This window comes from Auraticoccus cholistanensis (genome assembly GCF_009742705.1).
Lineage (GTDB): Bacteria > Actinomycetota > Actinomycetes > Propionibacteriales > Propionibacteriaceae > Auraticoccus > Auraticoccus cholistanensis.
Window position 1 is genome coordinate 190,213 of the sequence record NZ_WPCU01000005.1, and the last position, 14,908, is coordinate 205,120.

At 72.8% G+C, this 14,908-nt stretch carries 13 protein-coding genes; 9 read left to right on the forward strand and 4 right to left on the reverse strand.

Going from position 1 to position 14,908, the window contains the following annotated elements:
- Nucleotides 1-64: 64 nt before the first annotated feature.
- The 4 genes from GC722_RS06780 (at nt 65) to GC722_RS06795 (ending at nt 2,393) form a co-directional block, all read left to right on the forward strand.
- A complete protein-coding gene (locus tag GC722_RS06780; RefSeq protein WP_156609279.1) occupies nt 65-529 on the forward strand; it encodes a DUF3093 domain-containing protein in 465 nt (154 codons plus the stop codon).
- Entirely contained in the window at nt 526-1,074 is a 549-nt protein-coding gene (dut, locus tag GC722_RS06785) for a dUTP diphosphatase (RefSeq protein WP_456298111.1), read from the forward strand. The genes GC722_RS06780 and dut overlap by 4 nt, the downstream gene beginning before the upstream one ends.
- Nucleotides 1,071-1,841: a DUF3710 domain-containing protein gene (locus GC722_RS06790; protein WP_156609280.1), complete on the forward strand. Its 771-nt coding sequence runs from the start codon at nt 1,071-1,073 to the stop codon at nt 1,839-1,841. Before dut ends, GC722_RS06790 begins: the two co-directional genes overlap by 4 nt.
- 156 nt (nt 1,842-1,997) lie before the next feature.
- Complete coding sequence (locus tag GC722_RS06795) at nt 1,998-2,393, forward strand: OB-fold nucleic acid binding domain-containing protein (protein ID WP_156609281.1); 396 nt, start codon at nt 1,998-2,000, stop codon at nt 2,391-2,393.
- 30 nt (nt 2,394-2,423) lie between these two features.
- On the opposite strand, the gene GC722_RS06800 is transcribed toward GC722_RS06795, so the two are convergent.
- Nucleotides 2,424-3,122 carry a potassium channel family protein gene (locus GC722_RS06800; RefSeq protein WP_156609282.1) on the reverse strand — a complete coding sequence of 233 codons (699 nt, stop codon included), beginning with the start codon at nt 3,120-3,122 and terminating at the stop codon, nt 2,424-2,426.
- 49 nt (nt 3,123-3,171) lie between these two features.
- The gene (locus tag GC722_RS06805) at nt 3,172-3,819 is read right to left on the reverse strand and encodes a potassium channel family protein (RefSeq protein ID WP_156609741.1); all 648 of its coding nucleotides are present in this window, start codon (nt 3,817-3,819) and stop codon (nt 3,172-3,174) included.
- 161 nt (nt 3,820-3,980) lie between these two features.
- On the opposite strand from GC722_RS06805, the gene GC722_RS06810 reads away from it, so the two are divergent.
- The 3 genes from GC722_RS06810 (at nt 3,981) to GC722_RS06820 (ending at nt 10,160) form a co-directional block, all read left to right on the forward strand.
- Complete coding sequence (locus tag GC722_RS06810) at nt 3,981-5,981, forward strand: APC family permease (RefSeq protein WP_331714470.1); 2,001 nt, start codon at nt 3,981-3,983, stop codon at nt 5,979-5,981.
- The gene (locus GC722_RS06815; protein ID WP_331714471.1) at nt 5,978-7,165 is read left to right on the forward strand and encodes a class I SAM-dependent RNA methyltransferase; all 1,188 of its coding nucleotides are present in this window, start codon (nt 5,978-5,980) and stop codon (nt 7,163-7,165) included. The genes GC722_RS06810 and GC722_RS06815 overlap by 4 nt, the downstream gene beginning before the upstream one ends.
- Nucleotides 7,166-7,262: 97 nt before the next feature.
- Entirely contained in the window at nt 7,263-10,160 is a 2,898-nt protein-coding gene (locus tag GC722_RS06820) for an aconitate hydratase (RefSeq protein ID WP_156609283.1), read from the forward strand.
- 409 nt (nt 10,161-10,569) lie between these two features.
- Here the strand turns inward: GC722_RS06820 and GC722_RS06825 are convergent, their stop codons facing one another.
- Entirely contained in the window at nt 10,570-10,986 is a 417-nt protein-coding gene (locus GC722_RS06825) for an HIT family protein (RefSeq protein WP_331714472.1), read from the reverse strand.
- Between the two features lie 182 nt (nt 10,987-11,168).
- Between GC722_RS06825 and GC722_RS06830 the strand changes: the two genes are divergently transcribed.
- Complete coding sequence (locus GC722_RS06830; protein ID WP_156609285.1) at nt 11,169-12,443, forward strand: nucleoside permease; 1,275 nt, start codon at nt 11,169-11,171, stop codon at nt 12,441-12,443.
- Between the two features lie 25 nt (nt 12,444-12,468).
- Here the strand turns inward: GC722_RS06830 and GC722_RS06835 are convergent, their stop codons facing one another.
- Complete coding sequence (locus GC722_RS06835) at nt 12,469-12,840, reverse strand: hypothetical protein (RefSeq protein ID WP_156609286.1); 372 nt, start codon at nt 12,838-12,840, stop codon at nt 12,469-12,471.
- A 120-nt stretch (nt 12,841-12,960) separates the two neighbouring features.
- Between GC722_RS06835 and dxs the strand changes: the two genes are divergently transcribed.
- Nucleotides 12,961-14,877: a 1-deoxy-D-xylulose-5-phosphate synthase gene (dxs, locus tag GC722_RS06840; protein ID WP_156609287.1), complete on the forward strand. Its 1,917-nt coding sequence runs from the start codon at nt 12,961-12,963 to the stop codon at nt 14,875-14,877.
- Nucleotides 14,878-14,908: the final 31 nt, after the last annotated feature.

Consider the following 14,908-nt stretch of genomic DNA (forward strand, 5'->3'; position numbering starts at 1 on the left):
CGCACCCGTGCTGCGTCCCGGCTCCGGACGGGCCTCGACCCGGGGAGCGGGCTAGGTTGGGCGGGTGATCCACCGCGAACGACTGACCGTGCCCTGGCTGTGGGTGCTGCTGGCCGCCGGCGTGGTGGCCTCGCTGGTCCTCACCTGCCTCGTCGTCACCCCGGGCTGGGTGACCGTGGTGGTGACGGTGCTCTCCACCTCGGTCACCGCGGTGCTGCTGTGGCAGCACTCGGCCCCCGTGGTGGCCGACGAGCACGGGCTGCGGGCCGGGCGGGCCCGGGTGGAGTGGGACTGGGTGGCCTCGGCGCGGGTGCTGACGGCCGAGGAGGTGCAGGACCGGCTCCGCGGCCGCGCCGACGTCGGCTGCTGGCGGCTGCAGCGGCCCTACCTCGACCGCCTGGTGCGGGTCGAGCTGTCCGACCCGGCCGACCCCCACCCGGCCTGGCTGGTGGCCACCCGGCGCCCCGAGGCGCTGGTCGAGACCATCCGGCACCACCTCTCCACCACCCGAGCAGGAGCTCCCGCGTGACCTCGCCGACCCCGCCCGTCCCGCCCCGCGACGTCGAGGAGCAGCCGGAGCAGCCGCTGGTGCCGGTGCGCCGGCTGGACCCCGGGCTGCCGCTGCCCGGCTACGCCCACGAGGGCGACGCCGGAGCCGACCTGTTCACCGCCGTCGACGTCCGCCTGGAGCCGGGGGAGCGGCGGCTGGTGCCCACCGGCATCGCCGTGCAGATCCCGCCCGGCTGGGTCGGCCTGGTGCACCCGCGCTCCGGGCTGGCCGCACGCTCCGGGCTGACCGTGGTCAACGCCCCGGGGACGGTCGACTCCGGCTACCGCGGCGAGGTCCAGGTGTGCCTGCTCAACACCGACCGGGAGCACCCGGTCGAGCTGCACCGGGGCGACCGGATCGCCCAGCTGGTGCTGCAGCGGGTCGGGCAGGCCCGGTTCGTCGAGGTCGAGGAGCTGGCGTCCTCGGCCCGGGCCACCGGCGGGCACGGGTCCAGCGGTGGCGTCCGTGCGTGGCAGACTTCGCAGGCGGAGCCGTCCGAGCACCCCCAGGAGAGCACACGATGATCTTCAGCCGTCGCCGCAAGGCCGCCGACGACGAGACCCCCGAGGTACCGGCCGAGCCGGCCGCCGAGGCGGAGGTCCCCGCCGAGCCGGCCCCCGCCGAGGACGGCGGCGAGGAGACCGGCGAGGGCGGCGAGCGGGACTGGGCGGCCTTCGACCGCTCCCGCGACTGGCGCGCCGACGGCCCCTTCGACATCTCCGAGGTCGACCTGGACGCCGACGACGTCCAGCGGATCGACCTCGGCTCGCTGGTCATCACCCCTCGCGAGGGGATGGAGCTGCGCCTCCAGGTGGCCCAGGACACCGGCGCGGTGGTGTCGGCGATGGTGCTGATCGGCCAGTCCGCGCTCGAGCTGGCCGTCTTCGCCGCACCCCGCAGCGGCGGGCTGTGGGCCGAGATCCGCGAGGAGGTGGTGGCCGCCACCCGCGCCCAGAAGGGCACGGTGACGCTGGTCGAGGGCCCCTACGGCACCGAGCTCCGCCGGCTGGTGCCGGTCACCGGGCCGGAGGGCCAGCAGGGCTACCAGCCCTCGCGCACCTGGGCGGCCGAGGGCCCGCGGTGGCTGCTGCGAGGGGTGCTGTACGGGCAGGCGGCGCTGGCGCAGGGGCTGGCCTCGCCGGCCGACGAGCTGCACGACGTGTTCGCCTCCACCGTGGTGCGCCGGGGCGACACCGCCATGGCCGCCGGTGAGGTGATCCCGATGACCGTCCCCGACGACGTGGCGATCCGTCCCGCACCGGGCTCGCAGCCGCCGGCCGCCCGCGGCTGAGGCGGCCGCCGGCCCCCCGACGGCGCCCGCCCGCCCGCCGGGGCGACGACACCGTCCAGCAGCACGTGCAACGGCTTCGCCACCGGCCCCGGGCGAGGCACAATGGGGTGCGGACCCGGGACTCCTCCCGGGCCCGGACCGATGTGGAGCGAAGCGATGGATCAGCAGGTCGGGGAGCGTTCCCGACGTGGCGCGTTCAGCCGGGCACTGGCCCGGCTGGTGTCCTCCAACGAGGAGCTGGAGTCCGAGCAGCTCCAGCGTGAGGTGCGCCAGTGCGGGGCGACCCCGCTGGCGGAGTGCGCCGACCGCAGCCGGGTCACGGCCAGCGGCACGGTCACCTGCATCACCATGCAGCCCCGTGGCACCACCCGGTGGCTCCAGGTCGACCTCAAGGACGGCTCGGGCACGCTGACCCTGGTGTGGATGGGCCGGCGCTCGATCCCCGGGATCGAGCCCGGGGTGCGGCTCAAGGTCGAGGGCCGGATCACCACCGTCGAGGGCCAGCGGGTGATGTTCAACCCGCGCTACGAGCTGCTCAGCGTCGCCCGCTGACGCCCCCGCGGGGTCGTCCCCGCGTCCCGCTCAGAGCCCGACGGTGTTGTCGATCACCGAGGGACGGACGTGGTGCGGCGTCAGCAGCTCGGCCAGCTCCCGCTCGTGCTCGGGGTCGGTGACGAAGAGCAGCTCGTCGCCGCCCTCCAGGGCCGCGTCGCGCTGCGGCGCCTGCGCCCGGCCGTCGCGGATGATCGCCACCAGCACCACCTGGCGCGGGAAGGCGATCGTCCCGATCCGCTGACCGACGGCGGGGGAGTCGTCGGGCAGGGTCATCTCGACCAGGTTGCTGTTGCCCTTGCGGAACTGGAACAGCCGGACCAGGTCGCCCACGGTGACGGCCTCCTCGACCAGCGCCGACATCAGCCGCGGCGTCGACACGGCGACGTCGACCCCCCACACGTCGTCGAACATCCACTCGTTGCGGGGGTGGTTGACCCGCCCGACCGTGCGGGGCACCCCGAACTCGGTCTTGGCCAGCAGCGAGTGGACCAGGTTGACCTTGTCGTCCCCGGTGGCGGCGATGGCCACGTCGCAGGAGTCCAGCCCCGCCTCCTCCAGCGAGGACAGCTCGCAGGCGTCGGCCAGCAGCCACTCGGCCTCGGCCACGGACTCGGTCTTGATCGCGCGGGGGTCCTTGTCGATCAGCAGCACCTGGTGGCCGTTGGCCAGCAGCTCGGTGGCGATCGAGCGGCCCACGTTGCCGGCGCCGGCGATGGCTACCCGCATGGTCGGTTCCCCTTCCGGGAGGTGGTGGCAGGTGGGATGTCGGGCACGGTCACTCCCGCGGCGGAGGACCGGCGAAGAGCGTCTCGACCTCGCTGATGCGGCCCTTCTCCACGGCCATGTAGGCGAGGTCGCCGTCCTGGAAGATCGTCTTGGGGCTGGCCACCTGGCCCTGCCCCAGCCGCAGCAGCACCGGGATCGGGGTCCGGGCGGCCCGCTGCATCTCGGCGATGGAACGCCCCACCCAGTCGCGGTGGACGTGCACCTCGATCAGCTGCACCTGGCCCGACACGTCGCGCCACAGCGGCTCCGAGCCCTCGGGCAGCAGCCGGCGCAGCACCTGGTCGGCGGCCCACCGGACGGTGGCCACGGTGGGGATGCCCAGGCGCTCGTACACCTCCGCCCGTCCGGGGTCGTAGATGCGGGCCACCACGTTGGAGACGCCGAAGGTCTCGCGCACCACCCGGGCGGCCAGGATGTTGGAGTTGTCGCCGCTGGACACGGCCGCGAAGCCGCCGGCCCGCTCGATCCCGGCCTCGACCAGCACGCCGCGGTCGAACCCGACGCCCTTGACCGTCGCGCCGTCGAAACCGGGCCCCAGCCGCCGGAAGGCGTCGACGTCGACGTCGATGACCGCCACGGTGTGGCCGCGCCGCTCCAACCCGCGGGCGAGGCTCGAGCCCACTCGTCCGCAGCCCATGATCACGATGTGCACACAGATCTCCTGCCGGCGATGTCCCTGCGGGGCCGACGCTATCTCACCGCGCGGGCCGGGCGGGAGGTGGCCGCGGACGTCGTCGGGCGGCCGTGCTGCCCTGCCGTGGCGGAACGGCCACCGGTTCAGGCGTAGTGTCGGCGCCCGTGAAGTTGATCGACGCGGGCAAGCGCCTGCTGGTCGGCCGGAAGCTCGAGAGCACGCAGCTGGGGGAGACCCTGCTGCCCAAGCGGATCGCGCTGCCGGTCTTCGCCTCCGACGCGCTGAGCTCGGTGGCCTACGCCCCCGACGAGATCCTGATCACCCTGTCGCTCGCAGGGCTGGCCGGCTACGCCTGGGACTGGAAGATCGCCCTGCTGGTCGCCCTGGTCATGCTGGTGGTGATCGCCTCCTACCGGCAGAACGTGCACGCCTACCCCTCCGGCGGCGGCGACTACGAGGTGGCCACCACCAACCTCGGCCCGCACGCGGGCCTCTCGGTCGCCAGCGCCCTGCTGGTGGACTACGTCCTCACCGTGGCCGTCTCGGTCTCCTCGGGGATCCAGAACGCCAAGGCGGTGCTGCCCTTCCTCGACGGGCACGAGGGCACCGCGGCCGCGGTGGTGATCCTGCTGCTGATGGCGCTCAACCTGCGGGGCATCCGCGAGTCGGGGACGATGTTCGCCATCCCCACCTACTGCTTCATGGTGGCCATGCTCGGCATGATCGGCGTCGGGCTGTTCCGCATCCTCGTGCTGGACGAGGACCTGCGCGTCCACTCCGCCCAGTACGGCATCGAACCCGACCCCGAGTTCGCCGGCTTCACCGGGCTGGCGATGGTGCTGCTGCTGGCCCGGGCCTTCTCCTCCGGCTCGGCGGCGCTGACCGGCATCGAGGCGATCTCCAACGGGGTGCCGTCCTTCCGCAAGCCCAAGAGCCGCAACGCCGCCACCACCCTGGCCCTGCTGGGAGCCACCTCGATCACGATGATGCTCGGCGTCATCTGGCTGGCCAAGCTCACCGGGCTGAAGGTGGTCGACCTCGGCAACTCCCACTACACGCTGGACGGCGAGCGGGTCGAGGTGGTGGAGCGCACGGCGATCGGCCAGCTGGCCGAGACGGTGTTCTCCGCCTTCCCGCCCGGCTTCTACTTCGTGGTCGCCGCCACCATGGTGATCCTGTTCCTGGCCGCCAACACCGCCTTCAACGGCTTCCCGGTGCTGGGCTCCATCCTGGCCCGCGACGGCTACCTGCCGCGCCAGCTGCACACCCGGGGGGACCGGCTCGCCTTCAGCAACGGCATCGTGGTGCTCGCCGTGGCCGCCGCCGTGCTGGTGCTGGTCTTCCGGGCCGAGGTGACCGCGCTGATCCAGCTCTACGTGGTGGGCGTGTTCGTCAGCTTCACCATCAGCCAGTTCGGGATGCTGCGGCACTGGACCCGCCACCTGGCCACCGAGCAGGACCCGGCGGAGCGCCGGCGGATGCGGCACTCCCGGGTGGTCAACGCCATCGGGCTGACCATGACCGGCACCGTGCTGGTCATCGTGGTGGTCTCCAAGTTCACCCAGGGGGCCTACCTGGCGATCCTGGCCATGGTGGTGGTGTTCCTGCTCATGAAGGGGATCCGCCGCCACTACGACTCGGTGGCCGAGGAGATCGCCCTCGAGCCCGGCGACACCGGCGAGCTGCCCAGCCGGGTCCGCGCCGTGGTGCTGGTCAGCCAGGTCCACAAGGCCACCCTGCGCGCGGTCTACTTCGCCAAGGCCGCGGCCCCCAGCACGCTGGAGGCCGTCACCGTGGCGGTCGAGCCCGAGCGGACCGAGCGGCTGATGGCCGCCTGGGACGAGCTGGGCATCGACGTCCCGCTCAAGGTCGTCGCCTCGCCCTACCGGGAGGTGACCACCCCGCTGCTGGACTACATCAAGGCCATCCGCACCGAGTCCCCGCGCGACGTCGTGTGCGTCTACGTCCCCGAGTACGTGGTCGGCCACTGGTGGGGCCAGCTGCTGCACAACCAGTCCGCGCTGCGGCTCAAGGCCCTGCTGCTGTTCACCCCGGGCGTCATGGTGACCTCGGTGCCGTACCAGCTCCGCTCCTCGGCCCGGGCCCGTGACCGCCACAAGAACGACCGCCCGGTGCGCCGCGGCGGCAGCCCGGTCGCCCGGTGAGCACCGAGGCGGGCCCCGGCGCGCTGGTCGGCCCGGTCGAGGTGGGACCGGTGGCCCACGGCGGGCACTGCGTGGCCCGGCACGAGGGCCGCGTGGTGTTCGTCCGCCACACCGCCCCCGGCGAGCTCGTCACCGTCCGGCTCACCGACACCAGCCACGACCGGTTCTGGCGGGGGGACGCCGTCGAGGTGCTGCGACCCGCCCCCGGCCGGGTGCCACGCCCCTGCCCCGTCAGCGGGCCGGGACGGTGCGGCGGCTGCGACTTCCAGCACCTCGACCTGCCCACCCAGCGCCGGCTCAAGGCCGACGTGGTGGCCGAGCAGCTGCAGCGGCTGGCCGGGCTGGAGCGCCAGGTGGTGGTCGAGCCGGTGCCCGGCGACGAGGGAGGCCTGGGCTGGCGCACCCGGATGCGCTACCACGCCGACGCCGACGGGGTGCTGGCGCTGCGCCGGCACCGCTCCCACGACCTGGAGCCCGTCCCGGCGCAGGGGTGCCCGATCAGCGACCCCCGCTCCCGCCCGGAGCGCACCGGGTGGCGTCCCGGGGCCACCGTGGAGACGGCCGTCGACTCCGAGGGGTCGGTGACCACGCTGGTCGACGGCGAGCGCACCGACGGACCCGCGCTGCTCCACCAGCAGGTGGACGACGCCCGCCTCGCCGTCTCCGCCGACGGCTTCTGGCAGGTGCACACCGGCGCCGCGCAGACCCTGGTGGACGTGGTGCTGGAGGGGCTGCAGCCGCAGCCGGGGGAGCGGGCCTTCGACCTCTACTGCGGGGTCGGGCTGTTCGCCGTGGCGCTGGCCCGCCGCGGCGTCCAGGTGTGGGGCGTGGAGTCCGGCCGGGCCGCCGTGGCCCACGCCCGGCGCAACCTGGCCGCCGTCGGGGCCGAGGGCAGCCGGGCCACCGCCGGGAAGGTGGCGCAGGTGCTGAGGCGGCTGCCGGCCCGCACCGACCTGGTCGTGCTCGACCCGCCGCGCACCGGGGCCGGCCCGGCCGTGGTGCGCGAGGTGCTGGCCCGCCGGCCGCGCCGCATCGCCTACGTGGCCTGCGACCCGGCGGCGCTGGCCCGCGACCTGCGCACCGCCGTCGACGCCGGCTGGCAGCTCACCTCGCTGCGCGCCTTCGACCTGTTCCCGATGACGGCCCACGTCGAGTGCGTGGCCGTGCTGGCCCCGCCCGCCTGAGCGGCGTGCCGCCGGGCCCGGCCGGGTAGTCCTTCCCGGGCGGGCAGTGATATCTTGACGTCAAGACAAATCGATCCGACATCGGGAAGTGAGCCAGATGAGTGTGAACAGCTTCGGCGCGAAGTCCACCCTCGACGTCGCGGGCACCTCGTACGAGATCTTCCGGCTGGACGCGGTGGAGGGCTCCGAGTCGCTCCCGTACAGCCTGAAGATCCTGCTCGAGAACCTGCTGCGCACCGAGGACGGCCGCAACATCACCGCCGAGCACATCCGTGACCTCGCCGGCTGGGACCCGACGGCGCAGCCCAGCAAGGAGATCCAGTTCACCCCGGCCCGGGTGATCATGCAGGACTTCACCGGTGTCCCCTGCGTGGTCGACCTCGCCACCATGCGCGAGGCCATGGCCGAGATGGGCGGCGACCCCTCCCGGATCAACCCGCTGGCCCCGGCCGAGCTGGTGATCGACCACTCCGTCATCGCCGACGTCTTCGGCACCGCGGACGCCTTCGTCAAGAACGTCGAGATCGAGTACGGCCGCAACCGCGAGCGCTACCAGTTCCTGCGCTGGGGCCAGGGCGCCTTCGACGACTTCAAGGTCGTCCCGCCCGGCACCGGCATCGTCCACCAGGTCAACATCGAGCACCTGGCCCGCGTGGTCTTCCCCCGCGAGGTGGACGGCGTGCTGCAGGCCTACCCCGACACCTGCGTCGGCACCGACTCCCACACCACCATGGTCAACGGCCTCGGCGTGGTCGGCTGGGGCGTGGGCGGCATCGAGGCCGAGGCGGCCATGCTGGGCCAGCCGGTCTCGATGCTGGTGCCGCGCGTGGTCGGCTTCAAGCTGTCCGGTGAGCTGCCCGAGGGCGCCACCGCCACCGACCTCGTGCTCACCATCACCGAGATGCTGCGCAAGCACGGCGTCGTCGGCAAGTTCGTGGAGTTCTACGGCTCCGGCGTCTCGGCCGTCCCGCTGGCCAACCGCGCCACCATCGGCAACATGTCGCCGGAGTACGGCTCGACCATCGCCGTCTTCCCGATCGACCACCACACCACCGACTACCTGCGGCTGACCGGGCGCACGCCCGAGCAGATCGCCCTGGTGGAGGCCTACGCCAAGGAGCAGGGGCTGTGGCACGACGACGAGCGTGAGGCCCAGTACAGCGAGTACCTCGAGCTCGACCTGGCCACCGTGGTGCCCAGCATCGCCGGGCCGAAGCGGCCGCAGGACCGGGTGCTGCTGAGCGAGGCCAAGCAGAGCTTCCGGGTCGCGCTGCGCGACTACGTCAAGCACGTCGACGTCGACGGCGACGCGGTGGACGAGGGCTCGGCCGAGAGCTTCCCGGCCTCCGACACCCCCTCCACCAGCACCCCGGGGGAGCAGCACGAGTCGCTGGTCGGCCGCCTGGCCGAGAAGGCCAAGGACGCCGTCTCCGACGTCGCCGCCCGGGTGCAGGACAAGACCGGCGTGGGCGAGAAGATCGGCTCGCTGGTGGAGCGCGCGCGTGGCGGGCGTCCCAGCAACCCGGTCGAGGTCACCCTGTCCACCGGTGAGAGCTTCACCCTGGACCACGGGGCGGTGACGGTGGCGGCCATCACCTCCTGCACCAACACCTCCAACCCCAACGTCATGGTGGGCGCGGCGCTGGTGGCCAAGAAGGCCGTCGAGCGCGGGCTGACCCGCAAGCCGTGGGTCAAGACCACCCTGGCCCCCGGGTCGAAGGTGGTCATGGACTACTACGACAAGGCCGGCCTGACGCCCTACCTGGACAAGATCGGCTTCAACCTGGTCGGGTACGGCTGCACCACCTGCATCGGCAACTCCGGGCCGCTGATCCCCGAGGTCAGCGAGGCCGTCAACGCCCACGACCTGGCCGTCACCTCGGTGCTCTCCGGCAACCGCAACTTCGAGGGCCGGATCAACCCCGACGTGAAGATGAACTACCTGGCCTCGCCGCCGCTGGTGGTCGTCTACGCGCTGGCCGGCAGCATGGACATCGACCTGGCTAGCGAGCCGCTCGGCACCGACGAGCAGGGCAACGACGTCTTCATGTCCGACATCTGGCCCACCCAGGCCGAGATCGACGCCGTGCTGAGCGGGGCGATCAGCAGCGAGATGTTCTCCGACTCCTACGTCGACGTCTTCGCCGGCGACCAGCAGTGGCAGTCGCTGCCGACCCCGACCGGGGACACCTTCGAGTGGGACCCGGAGAGCACCTACGTGCGCCGGCCCCCGTACTTCGAGGACATGCCGGCCGAGCCGGTGCCGGTCAGCGACATCACGGGCGCCCGGGTGCTGCTGAAGCTGGGCGACTCGATCACCACCGACCACATCAGCCCGGCCGGTGCGATCAAGACCGACAGCCCCGCCGGCCGCTACCTGTCCGAGCACGGGGTGGAGCGCAAGGACTTCAACTCCTACGGCTCGCGGCGCGGCAACCACGAGGTGATGATCCGCGGCACCTTCGCCAACATCCGGCTCCGCAACCAGCTGGCGCCGGGGACCGAGGGCGGCGTCACCCGTGACTTCACCCGCGGCGGGGAGCAGTCGACGGTCTACGACGCCTCGGTGAACTACCTGGCCCAGGGCGTCCCGCTGGTGGTGCTGGCGGGCAAGGAGTACGGCTCCGGGTCCTCGCGCGACTGGGCGGCCAAGGGCACCGCGCTGCTCGGCGTCAAGGCCGTGATCGCGGAGTCCTACGAGCGGATCCACCGCTCCAACCTGATCGGCATGGGCGTCCTGCCGCTGCAGTTCCCCGAGGGCCAGAGCGCCGACTCGCTGGGGCTGACCGGTGAGGAGAGCTTCGACGTCAGCGGCATCACCGCGCTCGACGAGGGCGGCATCCCGCAGACGGTCACCGTCACCGCCACCCGTGAGGGCGCGGAGCCGGTCCGCTTCGACGCCGTGGTCCGCATCGACACCCCCGGAGAGGCGGAGTACTACCGCCACGGCGGCATCATGCAGTACGTGCTGCGCTCCCTGAAGAACAAGGGCTGACCCCACCCCCCTCCCGGGGAGACTGGTCAGAGCCGACAGCGGGACGGTCCCTCAGGGGCCGTCCCGCTGTCGTTCCCGAGCACTTCCCGCGAGCGCGGGGCCGCCGGCCCCCAGCCCCCGGCCCGGCCACCGGCCCCCCGGCCCCTACCTCCCGGGGGGGAAGTGGTCGGGAACGACGTGGAGTGCGGCGCGGATCCGGCTTCCCCGTGTCGTCTCCGACCACTTTCCCTGCAGGGTCGGCCGGCGGCCGGCCGGGGCCGGTCGGGGCAGCGGGCGGGAGGAATCTCGCTCGACCGGGGAGGGGGAAGCGGCGGACGGCCGTGCGGCGGGGTGACGGGGGTCTGATGCCGTCGGTCGGGCGGGTTTTCTCCCGGGGATCCTCAAACGTTGTGCCGGACGCGTGGGCAGGTCAGGGGAGGGCGGCGGCGAGGTCGTCGGCGAGCTGGCGGGCCTCGCCGTCGCCGTAGCGGGTGCGGGGCCAGAAGAAGCCGCGCAGGCCGTCGCCGCGGCGGCGGGGGACCACGTGCAGGTGCAGGTGGGGCACCGACTGGCTCACCACGTTGTTCATCGCCACGAAGCTGCCCTGCGCGCCGAGCACCTGCTGCTGGGCCCGCGCCACCCGCTGGGCCAGGGTCAGCAGCGGCGCCATCAGCGTCGGCGGCAGCTCGAGCATGGTGTCGACGTGCTCCACCGGGGCGATCAGCACGTGGCCCTTGAACACCGGGCGGTGGTCGAGGAAGGCGACGAGCTCGTCGGTGCGGGTCACCACCGCCGCCTCGAGGTCGCCCGAGACGATCTGGCAGAAGACGTCGCCGGTCTGGTCCACGTCCGCAGCGTAACCACGCGACGTCCGTCGACGGTGGGCCGGTCGGTGTTCCTCCGCGGACCGGGGCGATGAGTCCGCCGTCGCTCCCTGACCGGTGTGGCTGCTGCGCACGCCGCGTACCCGGCCGTATCGTCTCCGCAGCGCTCAGCCCCACCGTCGAGGCAGATCCTGCAGGAGGTCACATGTCCGAGCCCACCCAGAGCCGACCGGCCGGCCTCACGCCGGTGCTGCGCACCAAGCTGTCGGCCCTGATGTTCCTGGAGTTCTTCGTCTGGGGTGCCTGGTTCGTCACCCTCGGCACCTACCTGGCCGGTGAGCTCGGCGCCAGCGGCAGCCAGATCAGCCTCGCCTTCCTGACCCAGTCGCTCGGGGCCATCATCGCCCCGCTGGTCGTCGGCCTGGTGGCCGACCGCTTCTTCCCCGCCCAGAAGGTGTTCGGGGTGCTGCACCTGGTGGCGGCGGTGATGATGTTCCTGGCCGGGCGTGCGGACGCCTTCGGCCCGTTCTTCGTCGCGGCGCTGGTCTACATGGTGCTGTTCATGCCGACGCTGGCGCTGGCCAACTCGATCTCGTTCAACCAGCTCCGCGACCCCGAGAAGCAGTTCCCCGCGATCCGCGTGTTCGGCACCCTGGGCTGGATCGTCGCCGGGCTGATCATCGGCTGGTTGGGCTGGGAGCAGGGCGGACGCCTCGAGCTCACCTTCGTGATGGCGGCGGCCGGCTCCGCGCTGCTGGGGGTGCTGGCCTTCTTCATGCCCGACACCCCGCCGCGCGGCCGCGGCCGGCAGGGCTCGGTGGGGCAGCTGCTGGGGCTGGACGCGCTCGGCCTGCTGAAGAGCCGCTCCTACCTGGTCTTCTTCGTCTCCTCGGTGCTGATCTGCATCCCGCTGGCCTTCTACTACAACTTCACCAACCTGTACCTCAACGAGATCGGGGTGCGGGGGGCGGCGGCCTACCAGTCGCTGGGCCAGATGTCGGAGGCGCTGTTCCTGCTGGCCATGCCGTTCCTGCTGAGCCGGCTCGGGTTCAAGAAGACGCTGCTCATCGGCATGCTCGCCTGGGGGCTGCGCTACGTGCTGTTCGGCTTCGGCGACACCGGCTCGCTGTTCTGGATGATCCTGGTCGGCCTGGTGCTCCACGGCATCTGCTACGACTTCTTCTTCGTCGCCGGCCAGATCTACACCGACAAGTTCGCCCCCGCCCACGTCCACAGCTCCGCCCAGGGGCTGATCTCGATGGCCACCTACGGCGTCGGCCTGCTGATCGGCTCGCTGATCTCGGGGCCTGTGGTGGACGCGTTCGCCACCGCCGACGGCCACCGCTGGACCACCGTCTGGCTGGTGCCGGCCGTCCTCGCCGTCCTGGTCGCCGTGTTCTTCCTGGCGCTGTTCCGCGAGGACGCCGGGATCCGCGAGACCGCGCCGCGGGGCCCCGGGGTCGGGTCCAGGACGTCCTGAGCCGGCGCGGACGACCGGCGCCGGCTCAGAGCCTGGGCACGAACACCCGGCCGCGCAGCGACTCCTCGACCAGCGCGACGGCCCGTCGGGTGCGGGTCAGCCGTGCCGTCTCCTGGTGCCAGGCGGCAGCTGCGGCCTCCACCACCTCCGGGCTGACGTGGTCGGCCAGCCGCACCCGGACCTGGGCCAGCCCGGTGCGGCTGGCGGTCAGCTGCCCCTCGACGTAGGCGGCGGCGAACCCGGCCAGCACCACCGGGTGGCGTCGCAGCACGGCGTAGCCGCGGTAGTCCGCGGGGCAGCAGTCGAGCAGGAACTCCGTGGCGGTCTGCTCCCAGCCCGGTGCTCCCGGCGGGTGCACCCGGTCGGGCCAGCCCGGTGGCACGTAGACGGTCCCCATCCCTCCTCCTTCGAACGCGTGTTCGATACCTAGCCTGCCCCCGCGGTCGCACCGGAGCAAGTGCGACCTCCGACCGCAGGCTGCCGGGACCGGTGCCGGTCGACGCCTAGACTCGACGCCATGCCGCACCTGGACCGGATCACCCAGCCCGCAGACCTGCGCTCCCTCAGCACCGCGCAGCTGACGGAGCTGGCGGAGGAGATCCGGGAGTTCCTGGTCACCAGCGTCAGCCGCACCGGCGGGCACCTGGGCCCGAACCTGGGGGTGGTCGAGCTGACCATCGCGCTGCACCGCGTCTTCGACTCGCCGACCGACCCGATCGTCTTCGACACCGGGCACCAGTCCTACGTCCACAAGCTGCTCACCGGACGTCGGGCCGGGTTCGAGCAGCTGCGCCAGTCCGGCGGGCTGTCGGGCTACCCGAGCCGCGAGGAGTCCGAGCACGACTGGGTGGAGAACTCCCACGCGTCCACGGCGCTGTCCTGGGCCGACGGGCTGGCCAAGGCCAAGGCGCTGCGGGGCGAGGACGGCACGGTGGTGGCCGTGGTCGGCGACGGTGCGCTGACCGGCGGGATGGCCTGGGAGGCCCTGAACAACATCGCGTTCCAGCCCGAGCTGCCGGTGGTCGTGGTGGTCAACGACAACGGACGCTCCTACACCCCCACCGTCGGCGGCATCGCCAACCAGCTGGCCGCGCTGCGCACCGACCGCCGCTACGAGCAGGTGCTGGAGCTGATCCGCCGCAGCGTCAGCTCCACCCCGCTGGTGGGGCGGCCGGCCTACGAGCTGCTGCACGGCATCAAGATGGGCCTCAAGGACGTGCTCGCGCCGCAGGGCATGTTCTCCGACCTGGGGCTGAAGTACGTCGGCCCCATCGACGGCCACGACCTGGAGGCCGTCGAGCGGGCGCTGCGCCAGGCCAAGCGCTTCGGCGGGCCCGTGCTGGTGCACTGCCTGACCGTGAAGGGCAAGGGGTTCCAGGCGGCCGAGCGCCACGAGGAGGACCGCTTCCACGCCGTCGGCCAGATCGACGCCCACACCGGCGAGCCGCTGTCCTCGGTCGTCCCGCACACCTGGACGAACGTGTTCGCCGAGGCCATGGTCGAGCTCGGCGCCGAGCACGAGGACCTGGTGGCGATCACGGCCGCGATGCTGCACCCGACGGGGCTGAACAAGTTCGCCGCCCGCTACCCGGCCCGGGCCTTCGACGTCGGCATCGCCGAGCAGCACGCGCTGACCTCGGCGGCCGGGCTCGCCAGCGCCGGGCTGCACCCGGTGGTGGCGGTGTACTCCACCTTCCTCAACCGCGCCTTCGACCAGCTGCTGATGGACGTCGCGCTGCACCGCCAGGGCGTCACGGTGGTGCTCGACCGCTCCGGGGTCACCGGCTCCGACGGGGCCAGCCACAACGGCATGTGGGACCTCTCGATCTGCGGGGTCGTCCCGGGGCTGCAGCTCGCCGCGCCGCGTGACGGCCGCCGGCTCCGCGAGGCGCTGGCGCACGCCGTCACCGTGGACGACGCGCCGACGGTCATCCGCTTCTCCAAGGAGAAGGTCCCCGACGACATCGAGGCCATCACCAGCCGCGACGGCCTGGACGTGCTGCACGCCGACCCCGAGCCCCGGGTGCTGGTGGTCGGCTACGGGCAGATGGCCGGCACGGCCCTCGAGGTCGCCGCCCGGCTCGGCCAGCAGGGGATCGGCTCCACCGTGGTCGACCCGCTGTGGGCGCTGCCGGTGCGTCCCTCGCTGGTCTCGCTGGCCGCCGAGCACGAGCTCGTGGTGAGCATCGAGGACAACGGCGTGGTCGGCGGTCTCGGGGCGCGGCTGCTGCTGGAGCTCGCCGCCGCCGGGGTCCCCACCCCCGTCCAGGTGCACGGCATCCCGCAGGAGTTCCTGCCCCACGCCAGCCGACCGGAGCTGCTGGAGCAGATCGGGCTGACGCCGCATGCCATCGCCCGGGTCGCGGTGGAGGCCGTGGCCGGCCGCGACGGCGTGGTGGAGCCGGAGGGCATCGAGGTCAACCCCGCCAGCTGACCGGCCTCCGGGCCGGTCCGGCCCGGCGGGT

Excerpts from the sequence above, each read along its gene's own strand:
- GC722_RS06790 (WP_156609280.1), top strand. The coding sequence starts at position 1,071 with ATGATCTTCAGCCGTCGCCGCAAGGCCGCCGACGACGAGACCCCCGAG.
- GC722_RS06795 (WP_156609281.1), top strand. The coding sequence starts at position 1,998 with ATGGATCAGCAGGTCGGGGAGCGTTCCCGACGTGGCGCGTTCAGCCGG.
- GC722_RS06800 (WP_156609282.1), bottom strand. The coding sequence starts at position 3,122 with ATGCGGGTAGCCATCGCCGGCGCCGGCAACGTGGGCCGCTCGATCGCC.
- GC722_RS06805 (WP_156609741.1), bottom strand. The coding sequence starts at position 3,819 with ATGGGCTGCGGACGAGTGGGCTCGAGCCTCGCCCGCGGGTTGGAGCGG.
- GC722_RS06820 (WP_156609283.1), top strand. The coding sequence starts at position 7,263 with ATGAGTGTGAACAGCTTCGGCGCGAAGTCCACCCTCGACGTCGCGGGC.
- GC722_RS06830 (WP_156609285.1), top strand. The coding sequence starts at position 11,169 with ATGTCCGAGCCCACCCAGAGCCGACCGGCCGGCCTCACGCCGGTGCTG.
- GC722_RS06835 (WP_156609286.1), bottom strand. The coding sequence starts at position 12,840 with ATGGGGACCGTCTACGTGCCACCGGGCTGGCCCGACCGGGTGCACCCG.
- dxs (WP_156609287.1), top strand. The coding sequence starts at position 12,961 with ATGCCGCACCTGGACCGGATCACCCAGCCCGCAGACCTGCGCTCCCTC.